The 14,063-nt window shown below is 70.3% G+C and carries 11 protein-coding genes; 7 read left to right on the top strand and 4 right to left on the bottom strand.

Translation table 11 applies throughout. The features are described from left to right. Nucleotides 1-56: 56 nt before the first annotated feature. Complete coding sequence (locus ABD164_RS16480; RefSeq protein ID WP_344297524.1) at nucleotides 57-1,499, bottom strand: helix-turn-helix domain-containing protein; 1,443 nt, start codon at nucleotides 1,497-1,499, stop codon at nucleotides 57-59. Between the two features lie 128 nt (nucleotides 1,500-1,627). Here ABD164_RS16480 and ABD164_RS16475 point away from each other — a divergent pair, with 128 nt between their 5' ends. Next, entirely contained in the window at nucleotides 1,628-3,484 is a 1,857-nt protein-coding gene (locus ABD164_RS16475) for a phosphoenolpyruvate carboxykinase (GTP) (RefSeq protein WP_344297522.1), read from the top strand. Nucleotides 3,485-3,616: 132 nt separating this feature from the next. Next, complete coding sequence (locus ABD164_RS16470; protein ID WP_344297520.1) at nucleotides 3,617-4,006, top strand: DUF1622 domain-containing protein; 390 nt, start codon at nucleotides 3,617-3,619, stop codon at nucleotides 4,004-4,006. Nucleotides 4,007-4,018: 12 nt separating this feature from the next. On the opposite strand, the gene ABD164_RS16465 is transcribed toward ABD164_RS16470, so the two are convergent. From ABD164_RS16465 to ABD164_RS16455, 3 genes are all read right to left on the bottom strand, one after another. Continuing rightward, entirely contained in the window at nucleotides 4,019-4,489 is a 471-nt protein-coding gene (locus ABD164_RS16465; RefSeq protein WP_344297518.1) for a 2'-5' RNA ligase family protein, read from the bottom strand. A 68-nt stretch (nucleotides 4,490-4,557) separates the two neighbouring features. Beyond that, the gene (locus tag ABD164_RS16460; RefSeq protein WP_344297516.1) at nucleotides 4,558-5,400 is read right to left on the bottom strand and encodes a hypothetical protein; all 843 of its coding nucleotides are present in this window, start codon (nucleotides 5,398-5,400) and stop codon (nucleotides 4,558-4,560) included. Between the two features lie 233 nt (nucleotides 5,401-5,633). Beyond that, a complete protein-coding gene (locus ABD164_RS16455) occupies nucleotides 5,634-7,574 on the bottom strand; it encodes an ABC transporter ATP-binding protein (protein ID WP_344297514.1) in 1,941 nt (646 codons plus the stop codon). Between the two features lie 344 nt (nucleotides 7,575-7,918). On the opposite strand from ABD164_RS16455, the gene ABD164_RS16450 reads away from it, so the two are divergent. The 5 genes from ABD164_RS16450 to ABD164_RS16430 are packed head-to-tail and all read left to right on the top strand — an operon-like array spanning nucleotide 7,919 to nucleotide 14,061. Further along, nucleotides 7,919-9,652 carry a nitrite/sulfite reductase gene (locus ABD164_RS16450; protein ID WP_344297512.1) on the top strand — a complete coding sequence of 578 codons (1,734 nt, stop codon included), beginning with the start codon at nucleotides 7,919-7,921 and terminating at the stop codon, nucleotides 9,650-9,652. After that, nucleotides 9,649-10,419 carry a phosphoadenylyl-sulfate reductase gene (locus ABD164_RS16445; protein ID WP_344297510.1) on the top strand — a complete coding sequence of 257 codons (771 nt, stop codon included), beginning with the start codon at nucleotides 9,649-9,651 and terminating at the stop codon, nucleotides 10,417-10,419. Before ABD164_RS16450 ends, ABD164_RS16445 begins: the two co-directional genes overlap by 4 nt. Continuing rightward, entirely contained in the window at nucleotides 10,416-11,570 is a 1,155-nt protein-coding gene (cysD, locus tag ABD164_RS16440; RefSeq protein WP_344297508.1) for a sulfate adenylyltransferase subunit CysD, read from the top strand. Before ABD164_RS16445 ends, cysD begins: the two co-directional genes overlap by 4 nt. Next, a complete protein-coding gene (locus ABD164_RS16435; RefSeq protein ID WP_344297506.1) occupies nucleotides 11,570-12,964 on the top strand; it encodes a sulfate adenylyltransferase subunit 1 in 1,395 nt (464 codons plus the stop codon). The genes cysD and ABD164_RS16435 overlap by 1 nt, the downstream gene beginning before the upstream one ends. Then, nucleotides 12,961-14,061 (top strand): ABC transporter substrate-binding protein, encoded by a 1,101-nt coding sequence (locus ABD164_RS16430; protein WP_344297504.1) that lies wholly within the window; start codon nucleotides 12,961-12,963, stop codon nucleotides 14,059-14,061. Before ABD164_RS16435 ends, ABD164_RS16430 begins: the two co-directional genes overlap by 4 nt. Nucleotides 14,062-14,063: the final 2 nt, after the last annotated feature.

The raw sequence follows: 14,063 nt of genomic DNA, 5'->3' as shown, positions 1-14,063 counted from the left end.
CACGCCGCGGGCTCACCTGAATTGCGCACGGGGGCGTACGCGACCTACGCGCCTGCCTACAGGTCGGCGTGCGACTCGAGGAACTCGTAGACCTCGGCGTCGTCGACGCCCGGGAACGTGCCCGAGGGCAGGGGCGACAGCACATGCGCGTGCAGGCGCGCGCTCGGCCACGCCCGGCCCGACCAGCGCTCGGCGAGGCCATCGTCGGCTCGGCGGCAGCAGTTCTCGTCGGGGCACGTCGACTCGGCTCGCACGGTCGTCTCGCGACCCCGGAACCACTTCGCCTGCGCGAAGGGCACGCCGACCGTGATCGAGAACTCGGCGGCATCGGTTCGCCCGGTCTGCGTCGCGCACCAGAACGTGCCCGCCGGTGTGTCGGTGTACTGGTAGTTCTCGGTCGTGCGGTTCGTGTGCTCGAACGCGGTGCGTGCGCTCCACTTCTTGCAGACCCACTGGCCCTCGATCGATCCGGTGACGTCGGTCGGCAGCGGCAGCCCGTCGTTCTCGTAGCCCTTCTGCAGCGCGCCGTCGCCGGCCACCCGCAGGAAGTGCAGGGTCATGTCGAGGTGCTTGGTCGCGAGGTTCGTGAAGCGCAGCGCCGCTGCTTCGTGCGTGACGCCGAACGCATCGCGGAAGTCCTCGATGGCGAGCCGCTTCTCTTTCTTCGCCTGCGAGAGGAAGGCCACCGACGCGTCTTGCGGCATGAGGCAGGCCGCCGCGAAGTAGTTGATCTCGAGTCGCTGCCAGAGGAACTCGACGTAGCTCGCCGGGGGTGTGTGCCCGAGCAGCCGGTGGGCCATCGCCTGCAGCGCCATCGACCGCAGGCCGTGGCCACCCGGGATCGACGCCGGCGGCAGGTAGATGCGGCCGTTCGCGAGGTCGGTGATCGACCGGGTCGAGTCGGGCAGGTCGTTGACGTAGATGAGCTGGAACCCGAGTCGCTCGGCCATGACACTCACCTCGCGGTGCGTGAGGGCACCCTGGCGGTGACCCGCCGCGGCGACCTGCTCTTCGGCGAGTTGCTCGATGTCGGGAAGGTAGTTGGCGCGGTCTCGCATGCGCTCGCGCAGCTCGGTGTTGGCGCGCCGCGCCTCTTCGGGGGTCGCGATCGCCTCGCTCGCGCGCCGCTGCAACTCATGGTGCAGGCCGACGATCGCGGCGAGCGTGTCGTCGGTGATGCCCCGGCCCGGCCTGATCGCGGGAAGCCCGAGGGTCGCATAGAGCGGGCTCGACTGCGCCCGTCCCAGCTCGAGCTCGAGTGCGGCGCGCCGGCTCGGCGCCTCGCGGGCCAGTAGGTCGGCCAATTCGACGTCGAGCGCGGCCGCGAGGGCGTCGAGCGTCGACAGCTTCGGCTCGCGCTTGCCGTTCTCGATGAGCGACAGCTGGCTGCCGGCCAGGCCGATCGCGTCGCCCAACTGGTCGAGGGTGAACCCGCGTTCGGCGCGGAAGTGACGGATGCGATGCCCCAGCGTCGCGAGGTCGGGTGATCCTGCCTTCATGGATTAAGAATATCGAAAGATCACCCGTTCTTAACAAGCGAATTGCAGTGTCGGATGTCCCGAACTGGCGCATTCTGGAAACACGAACTTCTCCGGCCACCGCTGGAACACACTGGAAAGGCACGAAGATGACCATCTCCGACGTCGCACCCGGCACCGAGGCATCCGACCGCGCTCACCGCCAGCGTGGAACCACCGACCCGGCCCTGCGCGCATGGGTCGACGAGATCGCGGGCCTCACCAAACCCGACGAGATCGTCTGGTGCGACGGCTCGCAGCACGAGGCCGACCTGCTGACGAGGCAGCTCGTCGCCGAGGGCAAGCTCATCAAGCTCAACCCCGAGTGGCGCCCCAACAGCTACCTCGCGCGCACCGACCCCGCCGATGTCGCCCGCGTCGAAGACCGCACGTTCATCTGCTCGACCTACGAAGAAGACGCCGGCCCGACGAACAACTGGCGCGACCCGCGTGAGATGCGCGAAGAGCTCACGCACGTGTTCGACGGCTCGATGAAGGGCCGCACGATGTACGTCGTGCCGTTCTCGATGGGCCCGCTCGGCGGCCCGATCTCGCAGCTCGGAGTCGAGATCACCGACTCGCCCTACGTCGTGCTGTCGATGGGCATCATGACCCGCATGGGCGACGCGGTCTACCGCCTCATCGAGGCCGGAGAACCGTGGGTGCGCACGCTGCACTCGGTGGGCTACCCGCTCGTCGACGGCGTCGGCCACCGTCGCGCCGAGGTCGAATGGCCCAGCAACGACACGAAGTACATCGTGCAGTTCCCCGACTCGCGCGAGATCTGGTCGTACGGCTCGGGCTACGGCGGCAACGCGCTGCTCGCGAAGAAGTGCTTCGCGCTGCGCATCGCGAGCGTCATGGCCCGCGACGAGGGCTGGCTCGCCGAGCACATGCTGCTGATCAAGATCACCTCGCCCGAGGGCAAGTCGTACCACGTGGCGGCGGCGTTCCCGTCGGCATGCGGCAAGACGAACCTCGCGATGCTGCGCCCGACGATCCCCGGCTGGTCGGTCGAGACCATCGGCGACGACATCGCCTGGATGCGCCCCGGCGCCGACGGCCGCCTCTACGCGATCAACCCCGAGGCCGGCTTCTTCGGTGTCGCGCCCGGCACCGGCGAGACGACCAACCCCACGGCCGTGCAGACGCTCTGGGGCAACACGATCTTCACGAACGTCGCACTGCGCCCCGACGGCGACGTCTGGTGGGAGGGCCTGACCGACAAGGTGCCCGCGAACCTCACCGACTGGGAGGGCAACCCGTGGACGCCCGAGTCCGGCCGCCCGGCGGCGCACCCGAACTCGCGGTTCACGGTCGCGGCCGCGCAGTGCCCGCAGATCTCCGACGACTGGGACGCGCACGACGGCGTGCCGATCGACGCGATCCTCTTCGGCGGTCGTCGTGCGACGAACGTGCCGCTCGTGGCCGAGGCCCGCTCGTGGAAGCACGGCGTGTTCATGGGCGCCACGATCTCGAGCGAGAAGACCGCTGCGGCCGAGGGCACCGTCGGCGAACTGCGCCGTGACCCGTTCGCGATGCTGCCGTTCTGCGGCTACAACATGGCCGACTACTGGGGCCACTGGGTCAAGATGGGCCGCGTGCTCGGCGACAAGGCGCCCAAGATCTTCCAGGTCAACTGGTTCCGCAAGGGCGCCGACGGTTCGTTCCTGTGGCCCGGCTTCGGCGAGAACTCGCGCGTGCTCGAGTGGATCGTCGGCCGCGTCGAGGGCACCTCCGACAGCGTCGATTCGCCGATCGGCCTGCTGCCGGCGGCCGAGTCGCTCGACCTCGACGGTCTCGAGATCACGGATGACACGTTGTCGCACCTGTTCGACGTCGATCGCGACTCGTGGCTCGCCGAGTGCGACCTCACCGAAGAGTACTTCGCCCAGTTCGGCGACCGCGTGCCCGCCGCGCTGAAGGCCGAGCTGGCGAGCCTGCGCTACCACCTGCAGCACTCGTAGGCCGCACAGCAGGCACAGACCAGGGCCGGGGCCGCGCACGGGAAGGCGCGCCCCGGTCCTTCTGCATGCGCGGCACGTCGCAGCCGCCCCCGCCGCCGCCGGGTCTAGCGTGTGCGGCAGGGGAGGTGCAACGTGGAGTTCGGCAGCGTGATCTCGATCGTCGGCGAGGTCATCGACATCCTCGGCGTCATCGCGATCGTGGTGGGCGTGCTCTACGCGATCTTCGATGCCGCGCTGCGCGGCCTGCGTCGGGTCAGCCCGGTCTACACGAGATTCAAGCGCGTGCTCGGCCGGGCCATCCTGCTCGGGCTCGAACTGCTCGTCGCGGCCGACATCATCAAGACGGTCGCCGTGACGCCCACGCTCGACTCGGTCGTCGTGCTCGCGATCATCGTGCTCATCAGAACGTTCCTCAGCTGGTCGCTCGAACTCGAGATCTCGGGCCGGTGGCCGTGGCAGAAGCGCGGCGCGTCGGCGGCAAGTGACGCCGACGCCGACGCCTCGCCGCCGATCACGCGCTGAGGGCTCGGCCGGTCACGCGCCGAGGCCCATCGCCGCGACGACCCGTCGGTGGTGCGATCCCTCGGGTGGCCGCATGTCGATCAGGGCGACCATGTCGAGCACGACCAAGTCGCCGGCGTGCAGCCGACCGTGGTGCTTGCGAGTGACGTGCGGGCGGAAGTCGGTGCGCACATGGCCGACGTCGACGCCCGCGCGGCGCAATGCGACGAGGGTTCGCGTGCGAAGCGAGGCGAGTTGGCCGCCGTCGCGCACGAGCGTGACCGGCACGTCGCGGTGGCGGCCGAACATCGCGCCTTCGCCGGCGGTGGCGCGCACGATCGCGGCACCCGTGGTCGCCGTGCGCACCGCGTCGGCGACCAGACCGGCCGGATGCTCGGTTGCGAAGGGCTCGACGAGGGTGACGTGCAGCGGCCAGTCGGCGACCGTGAACTCGTCGCCGGCGGCGAGCGGCACGAGCGGGAGCACGACGACGAAGCGCGCCATCCGGTGATTCTAACCGGGTGGCGCGCTGCATCGACGAGGTCTGGGAAGCGGGATGGGAGACGCCCGCGTCAATGTGCGTCGTCGCCGTGCGGCTCGTCGAGTCGGCCGAGCACGCGCAGCATCGCGGCCGGCGCATAGCGGAACTCGATGGTGCCGCTCGCGCCCGGCTCGGTGGTGCCGATCCACGTGCTCGAACCCTCGTGCACGCGCACCCACCCCTGCTGGAACAGCAGATCGGTGCCGATCACGAACGCCATGGCCGGCGTGTCGCCCTGGCGCACGGCGATCGACCCTTCGAACACCTGCGACGCCGAGGCATCCTGATCTTCGCGGCACTGCACGCCCACCAGCGGGCGCACGATCGGCGTCGCGAAACCGTGCGTCTCGAACGGGCTCGCCTTGGCGGCGTCGGGCACGATGCCGAAGTTCACGCTCGTCGACGCGAGGCTGAGCGAGGCCTGACCGTCGAGTACGAGGCGGCTCGACACCCGGAAGCGATAGTAGAGCCGGCCGGCGTCGCGGGCGGGCGGCAGCACCGCGACGCTCGCCCAGTTGCGTGACCAGCTGAGGGGCGCGCCCTCGCGATTGGGCGGGTCGTAGAGTGCGGCGGTGATGCGCACGGCGCCGTCGGGCTGCGTCGGTGCGGCGCGAAGGGCGCTGCGTCCGCGGTCGCTCGCGGGCATCTCGTCGCGCACGGCGGTGAACGCGGGCAGCCGTTGCGGCTCCCAGTGGCGCAGCCAGCCCTGGATGCCCGCCTGGATGCGGTCGAACGAGTTGCCCAGACCGTTCCGCGGCGTGCCCGCAGCGTTCTCAGCACCGGCTTCGGCGCCCGGCAGGTCGTCGATGAGGTCGACGGGAATTTCATCGAGGCGCGCGATCCTGCGCGCGTCCGTGACCGTGGCGATCGTCATGATGGTCCTCCGTGGGGGAATCAGCTCGTGACATCCGAGCATCGGATGCGATTCCTCCACGCTACGAATGAGTCGCCGTCGAACCATCCGAGCAGGCACTGAGGTTTGTTCGGGATGTCCCTGAGTCAGGCCGCGCGCCGCCGGCCGCGCGCTGCCACACATCGAGTGGGCGCAGAACAACCTTCCCTGCGCCGGGAAGGTTGTTCTTCGCCCACTCGATGGAGCGTCTGCGGTCAGACCAGCAGCTGGTGCGCAGCGAGCTCGCGGTAGAGCGGCACGGCGGCGACGAGCTCGGCGTGGGTGCCCTCGCCGATGACGCGCCCCTCGTCGACCACGATGATGCGGTCGGAGTCGATCACCGTCGACAGCCGGTGGGCGATCACGATGAGGGTGCGGCCGGAAGCCACGGCATCGATCGCCTCGCGCATCATGCGCTCGTTGACGCCGTCGAGCGACGAGGTCGACTCGTCGAGCAGCAGGATCGGGGGAGCGGCGAGCAGTGCGCGGGCGATCGCGAGGCGCTGGCGCTCGCCGCCCGAAAGCATGATGCCGTCTTCGCCGACCGCCGCGTCGAGCCCGGCCGGGTCGCGGTCGAGCACCGAGCCGAGGTTCACGGCGCGCAGCACGTGCTCGCACTCGGCGTCGGTCGCGTCGGGCGTGCCGAGCTTGAGGTTGTCGCGCAGCGAACCGGCCAGCACCGGGGCATCCTGTTCGACGTAGCCGATCTGCGCACGCAACTGGGCACGATCGATCGAGCGCAGGTCGAGCCCGCCCATGCGCACGATGCCCACTGACGGGTCGTAGAACCGCTCGATGAGTGCGAGCATCGTCGACTTGCCGGCGCCCGAGGGGCCGACGAGGGCGATGCGCCGGCCGCGCGGCACCTGGAACGACACCCCTCGCAGCACGGGCTGCCGGTCGGTGACCGACGGCTCGGGCTGGTGCTCGTCGGGCGATTCGTTGGCGGGGTCGGCAGGATCGGACCGGGTCGTGGCATAGGCGAAGTGCACGCCGTCGAACTCGATGGCGGGGGCGTCGGGCAGTACGCCCTCGTTGGCGTCGCCGACCATGAGCGCGAGCGGGGCGAGTTCGCGGTCGTGGGCGTCTTCGTCGGGCAGGTCGAGGATCTCTTGAATGCGGCCGAGCGCGCCGAGCGCCAGGTTCACCGAGGTGATCGCGCCGAAGGCCTGGCCCAGGGGCAGGATCATCATGAACAGGAACAGGATGAACGCGACGAGGTCCGACACCGTGATCGCGCCCGAAGCCACCCGGAATCCGCCGACGCCCAGCACCACGAGGAACGACACCTGCATGGCGATGCCGGCCACCGGCACGATGAGCGCCGAGATCTTCGCGACCTTGACGCCCATGGTCCACGCGCCCTCGGCCTCGGCCTCGACGTCGCGCACCTCGCGCTCGGTCGCGCCCGATGCCCGGATGGTGCGCACCGCGCTGATCGCGCGCTCGACCGATGCGGCCACGTCGCCCACCTTCTCTTGCGCGGCATGCGACGCCTCACGCACGCGGCGCGAGAGCAGGGTCACGGTCGTGATGGCGATCACGACGACGAGCACCGTGAGGCCGAGCAGCACGGGGTCGATGATGAGCATGGCGATGAGCGCGCCGACGAACGTGACGGCGCCGCCGACGGCCTCGACGAGGCCCTGGGTGAGCACCGCCCGCAGCATGGTCGTGTCGCTGCCGACACGCGAGACGAGGTCGCCGGTGCGGCGGGTGTCGAACTCGGCGATCGGCAGGCGCAGCAGCTTGCCGATGAGCCGCTTACGGCTCGAGAGCACCACGCCCTCGCCCGTGCGCTGCAGCAGGTAGTGCTGGTAGCCCGTGATGATGCCGCTCACGATGACGAGCGCGACGAGGCCCCACACGATCCAGCCGAGCGTCTCGCCCGCCTCGACGATGTCGATCACCTGCGCCACGAGCAGCGGCTGGGCGAGGCTCGTGAGTGCGCCGACGACGCTGAGCACGGCGACCCAGATGAGCACCGGGCGATGCTCGAACAGGAACGGCAGCAACTGCCGGAACGTCGCCCGCGGGCCGGTGGGCTCGGCGTCGCCCCGGGCGAACGGCGACCTGCGCGGAGGTCGGGTGGGTCGGCTGGCTCGGGTGCGGTCGGCTCGGGTCGATCGCCGGGTAGGGGTTTCAGTGGCGCTCATCGTCTCTTCCTCGGTGCGCGGCTGGCGGATGCTCCATCCACGAGCGGTCTCATCACCGCAGAGAAGCCTACGTGGCCCACCTGCGTCCGTACTTCTCGTGCACCGCCTGCTTCGACACCTCGAGCGCGAGGGCGATGAGCTGCCGGCTCGAACCGTTCCACGCCGACGACAGTGGGCGGGAGGATACCGAGGGCTGCCGCCCTCCGCCGTTTGTGACGAAGCGTTGCTGCGATTGACCCCGTGTTGCCTTCCTTGCCGTGATGTGACGGCGCGCATTCCGGCCGGGCGCGAGCCCGCATAGCCTCGGTCGAAACCCGCACACCGCGGGTGACCGAGGAGCAGACATGACGCAGGAGACGATCGAGGCGCCGAGCCGCCCCGCCGGCCGTTCCGTCGAGCGTCCGCCGCGTCCGGCGAGCCGCCCGCACGGGCAGTGGAAGGTCGACGGCACGGCCCCGCTCAACGCCAACGAGGTGTGGAAGCAGGAGGACGGCGGCCTCAGCGTGCGCGAGCGCATCGAGACGATCTACGCCAAGGGCGGGTTCTCGTCGATCGACGGCACCGACCTGCACGGACGGTTCCGCTGGTGGGGCCTCTACACGCAGCGCAAGCCCGGCATCGACGGCGGCAAGACGGCGACGCTCGAACCGCATGAGCTCGAAGACGAGTACTTCATGCTCCGCGTGCGCATCGACGGCGGCCAGCTCACGACCGAGCAGCTTCGGGTGATCGGCGGCATCTCGACCGAGTTCGGCCGCGACACCGCCGACCTCACCGACCGCCAGAACGTGCAACTTCACTGGGTGCGCGTCGAGGACGTGCCCGAGATCTGGCGGCGTCTCGAGGCTGTCGGCCTGTCGACGACCGAGGCGTGCGGCGACGTGCCCCGCGTCGTGCTCGGTTCACCCGTCGCGGGCATCGCGGCCGACGAGCTCATCGACCCCACGCCCGCGATCGACGAGATCACCGCCCGCTACATCGGCGACCCCGAGCTGGCGAACCTGCCGCGCAAGTTCAAGACGGCGATCACGGGCCACCCGAGCCAAGACGTCGTGCACGAGATCAACGACGTGGCGTTCGTCGCCGTCGAGCATCCCGAACTCGGCACCGGTTACGATCTCTGGGTCGGCGGCGGCCTGTCGACGGCTGCGCACCTCGCCGTGCGCCTCGGCGCATGGGTCGCGCCCGAGCAGGTCGCCGACGTCTGGCTCGGCGTCACGTCGATCTTCCGCGACTACGGCTACCGGCGCCTGCGCAACAAGGCGCGGCTCAAGTACCTCGTCGCCGACTGGGGTGCCGAGAGGTTCCGCGAGGTGCTCGAGACCGAGTACCTCGGCGCGGCCCTGCCCGACGGCCCGGCCGCGCCGAAGCCGCTCACGCAGGGCGACCACGTGGGCGTGCACCGCCAGAAGGACGGACGCTACTACATCGGCGTCACCCCGTTCGTCGGCCGCGTCTCGGGCACGACCCTCACGGCCGTCGCCGACGTGCTCGAACGGCACGGCTCGACCCGGCTCCGTACCACGCCGCACCAGAAGCTCGTGCTGCTCGACATCCCCGAGCCCGATGTCGAGCAGGTCATCGCCGAGGTCGACGCCATCGGGCTGCAGGCGCGTCCGAGCCTCTTCCGCCGCGGCACGATCGCCTGCACCGGCATCGAGTTCTGCAAGCTCGCCATCGTCGAGACCAAGCAGACCGCGACCGATGCCGTGATCGCCCTCGAGGAGCGACTGGCCGGCATCGAGGTGCCGCACCCGATCAGCCTCCACGTGAACGGATGCCCCAACTCGTGCGCGCGCATCCAGACCGCCGACATCGGACTCAAGGGGCAGCTCCTCCCTGACGGCGACGGCGGCCAGACCCCCGGATTCCAGGTGCACCTCGGCGGCGGACTCGCCTCGGCCACACGCGAGCAGGCGGGCACCGGCCGCACCGTGCGCGGGCTGAAGGTGACAGCCGACGAACTCGCCGACTACGTCGAGCGAGTGGTGCGGCGGTTCCTCGCCTCGCGCGACGCGGCCGCAAACGAGACGTTCGCCGAGTGGGCGCACCGCGCCGACGAGGAGGCGCTGCAATGAGCGCGCGTAACGTCGGTCGAGTAGCGAGCGCCAGCGAGCGTATCGAGACCCGCCCCCGCCGCGCGCCCGACGAGTTGCGCGCACTGGCTGAGGCGGGCAACGCGCTGCTCTCGCCCGAGGGCGGGCCCGAGGCATCCGCTGCAGTGGTCGTCGCCTGGGTCGCCGAGAACTTCGCGACGGATGCCGCAGCGGTCGCCTGCTCGATGGCCGACGCGGTGCTGCCGCACATGGTCGCCGCCCAACTGCCCGGCGCCGACGTGCTGTTCCTCGACACCGGCTACCACTTCACCGAGACGTACGTGACGCGCGATGAGGTCGCCCGCTCGCTCGAGGTGCGCGTCGTCGACGTGCTGCCCGAGCAGACCGTCGCCGAACAGGATGCCGCGTATGGCGCCGAGCTGTTTGCGCGTAACCCCGGCCTCTGCTGCGCGCTCCGCAAGGTCGAGCCGCTGCAGCGCGCGCTCGACGGCTACGAGCTGTGGTTCACGGGCGTGCGCCGCGAGGAGGCGCCCACGCGTGCGAATACGCCACTCGTCGCCTGGGACGAGCGGAACGGACTCGTCAAGGTCAATCCGCTGGCCGCGTGGACCTTCGACGAGCTGCTCGACTACGCCGGCGCGCACGAGGTGACCGTGAACCTGCTGATGTCGAACGGGTATCCCTCGATCGGCTGCGAGCCGTGCACGAAGCCCGTCGCCGCGGGCGAGGACCCGAGGTCGGGCCGGTGGGCCGGCCTCGCCAAGACGGAATGCGGGTTGCACCTATGAGCGAGACGACGACCCTCGGTGGTCGAATAGCGAGCGCCAGCGAGCGTATCGAGACCACTTCACCGGGTCTCGATACGGTCGCAGAGCGACCTACTCGACCAACCGAGATTGCCCCCCGCGAGACTCCTGAAAACAAGGACGGTCGCGCGACCACCGAGAGCGTCCTTGTTTTCAGGAGTCGCCACAGTGACGAGGGTTTCGAGACGCCTCCTTCGTCGGCTCCTCAACCCACGACCGAGACGCCTCCTCAACCCGCGAGGTCTCTCGACACGCTCGACCTGCTCGAGGCCGAGGCCATCCACATCATCCGCGAGGTCGTCGCCGAGTTCGAGCGGCCCGTACTGCTGTTCTCGGGCGGCAAGGACTCCGTGGTCGTGCTGCACCTCGCCGCCAAGGCGTTCTGGCCGGGGCGCGTGCCGTTTCCGGTGCTTCACGTCGATACCGGCCACAACTTTCCCGAGGTCATCGCGTTCCGCGACCAGACCGTCGCGCGGCTCGGCATCCGCCTCGAGGTCGCCGAGGTGCAACGCTATATCGACGATGGCCGGCTGCACGAGCGCGCCGACGGCACCCGCAACCCGCTGCAGACCCAGCCCCTCCTCGACGCGATCGCCGCCGGCCGCCACGACGCCGTCTTCGGCGGCGCCCGCCGAGATGAAGACAAGGCCCGCGCGAAGGAGCGCATCATCTCGTTGCGCGACGAGTTCGGCCAGTGGGACCCGCGCAACCAGCGTCCCGAGCTGTGGAGCCTCTACAACGGCCGGCACACCCCCGGCCAGCACGTGCGCGCGTTCCCGATCTCGAACTGGACCGAGCTCGACATCTGGAACTACATCGAGCGCGAGCACATCGCCCTGCCGCCGTTGTACTACGCCCACGAACGCGACGTGTTCCGCCGCGACGGCATGTGGCGCGCGGTCGGCGAGGTGTCGCCGCCGCGCCCCGACGAGCAGGTCGAACGCCGCACGGTGCGCTACCGCACGGTCGGCGACATGAGCTGCACAGGCGCCGTCGAGTCCGACGCGTTCGACGTCGCCGCGGTGGTGCGCGAGGTCGCGGCATCCACCCTCACCGAACGTGGCGCGACCCGCGCCGACGACCGCATCTCGGAGGCCGCCATGGAGGACCGCAAGAAGGACGGGTACTTCTGATGCCGGGCACCCTGTTCCGCTTCGCCACGGCCGGCTCGGTCGACGACGGCAAATCGACCCTCGTGGGCCGGCTGCTTCACGACTCGAAGGCGATCCTCGCCGACCAGCTCGAGGCCGTCGCCCGCACCTCGGCCGAACGCGGCTTCGGCGCGGGCACCGGGTTCGACTTCGCACTTCTCACCGACGGCCTGCGCGCCGAGCGCGAGCAGGGCATCACGATCGACGTCGCCTACCGCTACTTCTCGACCGGCGCGCGCAGCTTCATCCTCGCCGACTGCCCCGGCCACGTGCAGTACACGCGCAACATGGTCACCGGCGCGACCACGGCCGACGCCGTCGTCGTGCTCATCGACGGCCGCAAGGGCGTGCTCGAGCAGACCCGCCGACACCTGTCGGTCGTGGCGCTGCTGCGGGTGCCGCACGTGATCGTCGCCGTCAACAAGATCGACCTGCTCGGCTACGACGAGCGTTCGTTCACGGATGTCGCTGCCGACGTTCGCCGCGTCGCGTCCGAGCTCGGGCTCGGTGAGGCGCACGTGCTGCCCGTCTCGGCGCTCGAGGGCGACAACGTCGTCGATCGCTCGGCGAACACGCCGTGGTACGACGGACCCGCGCTGCTCGAACTGCTCGAGTCGCTGCCCTCACATGATGAGCTCGACACCGAGTACGACCCGTTCCGCCTGCCGGTTCAGCTCGTGCTGCGCCCCCAGGGCGGGCTCGCGCCCGACGTCGCAGCCGACCCCGAGCTCGCCGAGGCATTCCGTGACTATCGTGCGTTCGCCGGCCGCATCGGCTCGGGCCGGGTTCGCGTGGGCGACCGGGTCACCGTGTTCCCCTCGGGTATCGAGACGACGGTCACGGGCATCGACCTGGCCGGGGCATCCGTCGACGAGGCGGTCGCACCGCAGTCGGTCGCGCTGCGTCTCGCCGACGACGTCGACGCGGCCCGCGGCGCCGTCATCGCGGCGCACGACACCCTTCCGCAGCCTCGCCGCGAGGTCGAGGCCGAGCTGTTCTGGCTCGACCCCCGCCCGCTGCACCCCGGAGCGCGCGTGCTCGTCAAGCACGGCACGGCGACGGTGCAGGGCCTCGTGGCGTCGGTCGACGCGAAACGCGACCTCGACACGCTCGCCAGCGTTCCAGCGATGACACTCGACGCGAACGACATCGGGCGCGCGACCATCAGGCTCGCGGCAGACCTGCCGCTCGAACCCTACGAGGCGAACCGGCACGCCGGCGCGTTCCTCGTCATCGACCCGCAGTCGGGCGCCTCGCTCGCTGCCGGGATCGTCACCGCACCGGTGACGCCGACCGTCGGCACGACCGGCACCATCACCACCGGCACCATCACCACCGGCACCACCGCCACCGACACCGAAGGAGCAGCAGCATGACCGCAACATCACGCGTCACATCCCGCCTCGGACTCGTCGGCGGCATGATGATGGCCGGCGCCATCGTCGCCTCGGCGGCACTCGCCGGATGCGCCGCGCAGTCCGCCGCCGACGAGGCGCCGGCAGCGTCGACCGGGCCCGCCGACGAGCTGCGCCTGGGCTTGTTCGCGAACGTGACCCATGCGCCCGCGCTCGTCGGCCTCGAAGAGGGGCTGCTGAACGACGCCCTCGGCGAGACCGAGCTGACGACGTCGGTGTTCAACGCCGGGCCCGCAGCGATCGAGGCGCTCTCGGCCGGAGCGATCGACGCGACCTACATCGGCCCGAACCCGTCGATCAACACGTTCATCCAGTCGGGCGGACAATCTGCGCGCATCGTGGCCGGCGCGGCCACCGGCGGGGCCGCGCTCGTCGTCGCCGACGGCATCGACACGGTCGACGACCTCGAGGGCACCACGCTCGCGACACCGCAGCTCGGCAACACGCAAGACGTGGCGCTGCGTTCGTGGCTCGCCGACGAGGGCTTCGAGACCGACACGACCGGCGGCGGTGACGTGCACATCACGCCCACCGACAACGCGCAGACCCTGACGCTGTTCCAGCAGGGCGGCCTCGACGGCGCGTGGCTGCCCGAGCCGTGGGTCTCGCGGCTCATCATCGACGCGGGTGCGAAGGTGCTCGTCGACGAGGCCGACCTCTGGGAAGACGGCGCGTTCCCCACGACGGTACTGCTCGTGCGGGCCGAGTTCCTCGCCGAGCACCCCGAGACTGTTCGGGCGCTCATCGAGGGGCACGAGGCATCCGTCGCCTGGCTCGGCGAACACGCCGACGAGGCGGCCGACGTGATCAACGCGGGCATCGAGGCCGAGACGGGCAAACCGCTCGCCGACGCCGTCATCGACCGCGCGCTCGAGCACGTGACATTCTCGGTCGACCCGCACGCCGAGACGTTCGAGACCCTCATCGAGAACGGCCTGGCCGCCGGCACGCAGAAAGAGGGCTCGATCGACGGGGTCTTCGACCTGCGAATCCTGAACGAGCTGCGCGCAGACGCGGGCGACGAGCCCGTCTCGGCCGGCGGCCTCGGCGAGGAGTAGTC

The organism is Agromyces neolithicus, assembly GCF_039529735.1.
In the GTDB taxonomy this organism is placed as follows: Bacteria; Actinomycetota; Actinomycetes; order Actinomycetales; family Microbacteriaceae; genus Agromyces; species Agromyces neolithicus.
Note: the sequence above shows the minus strand (reverse complement) of the source record. Positions and strands in the feature narration are given on the sequence as shown.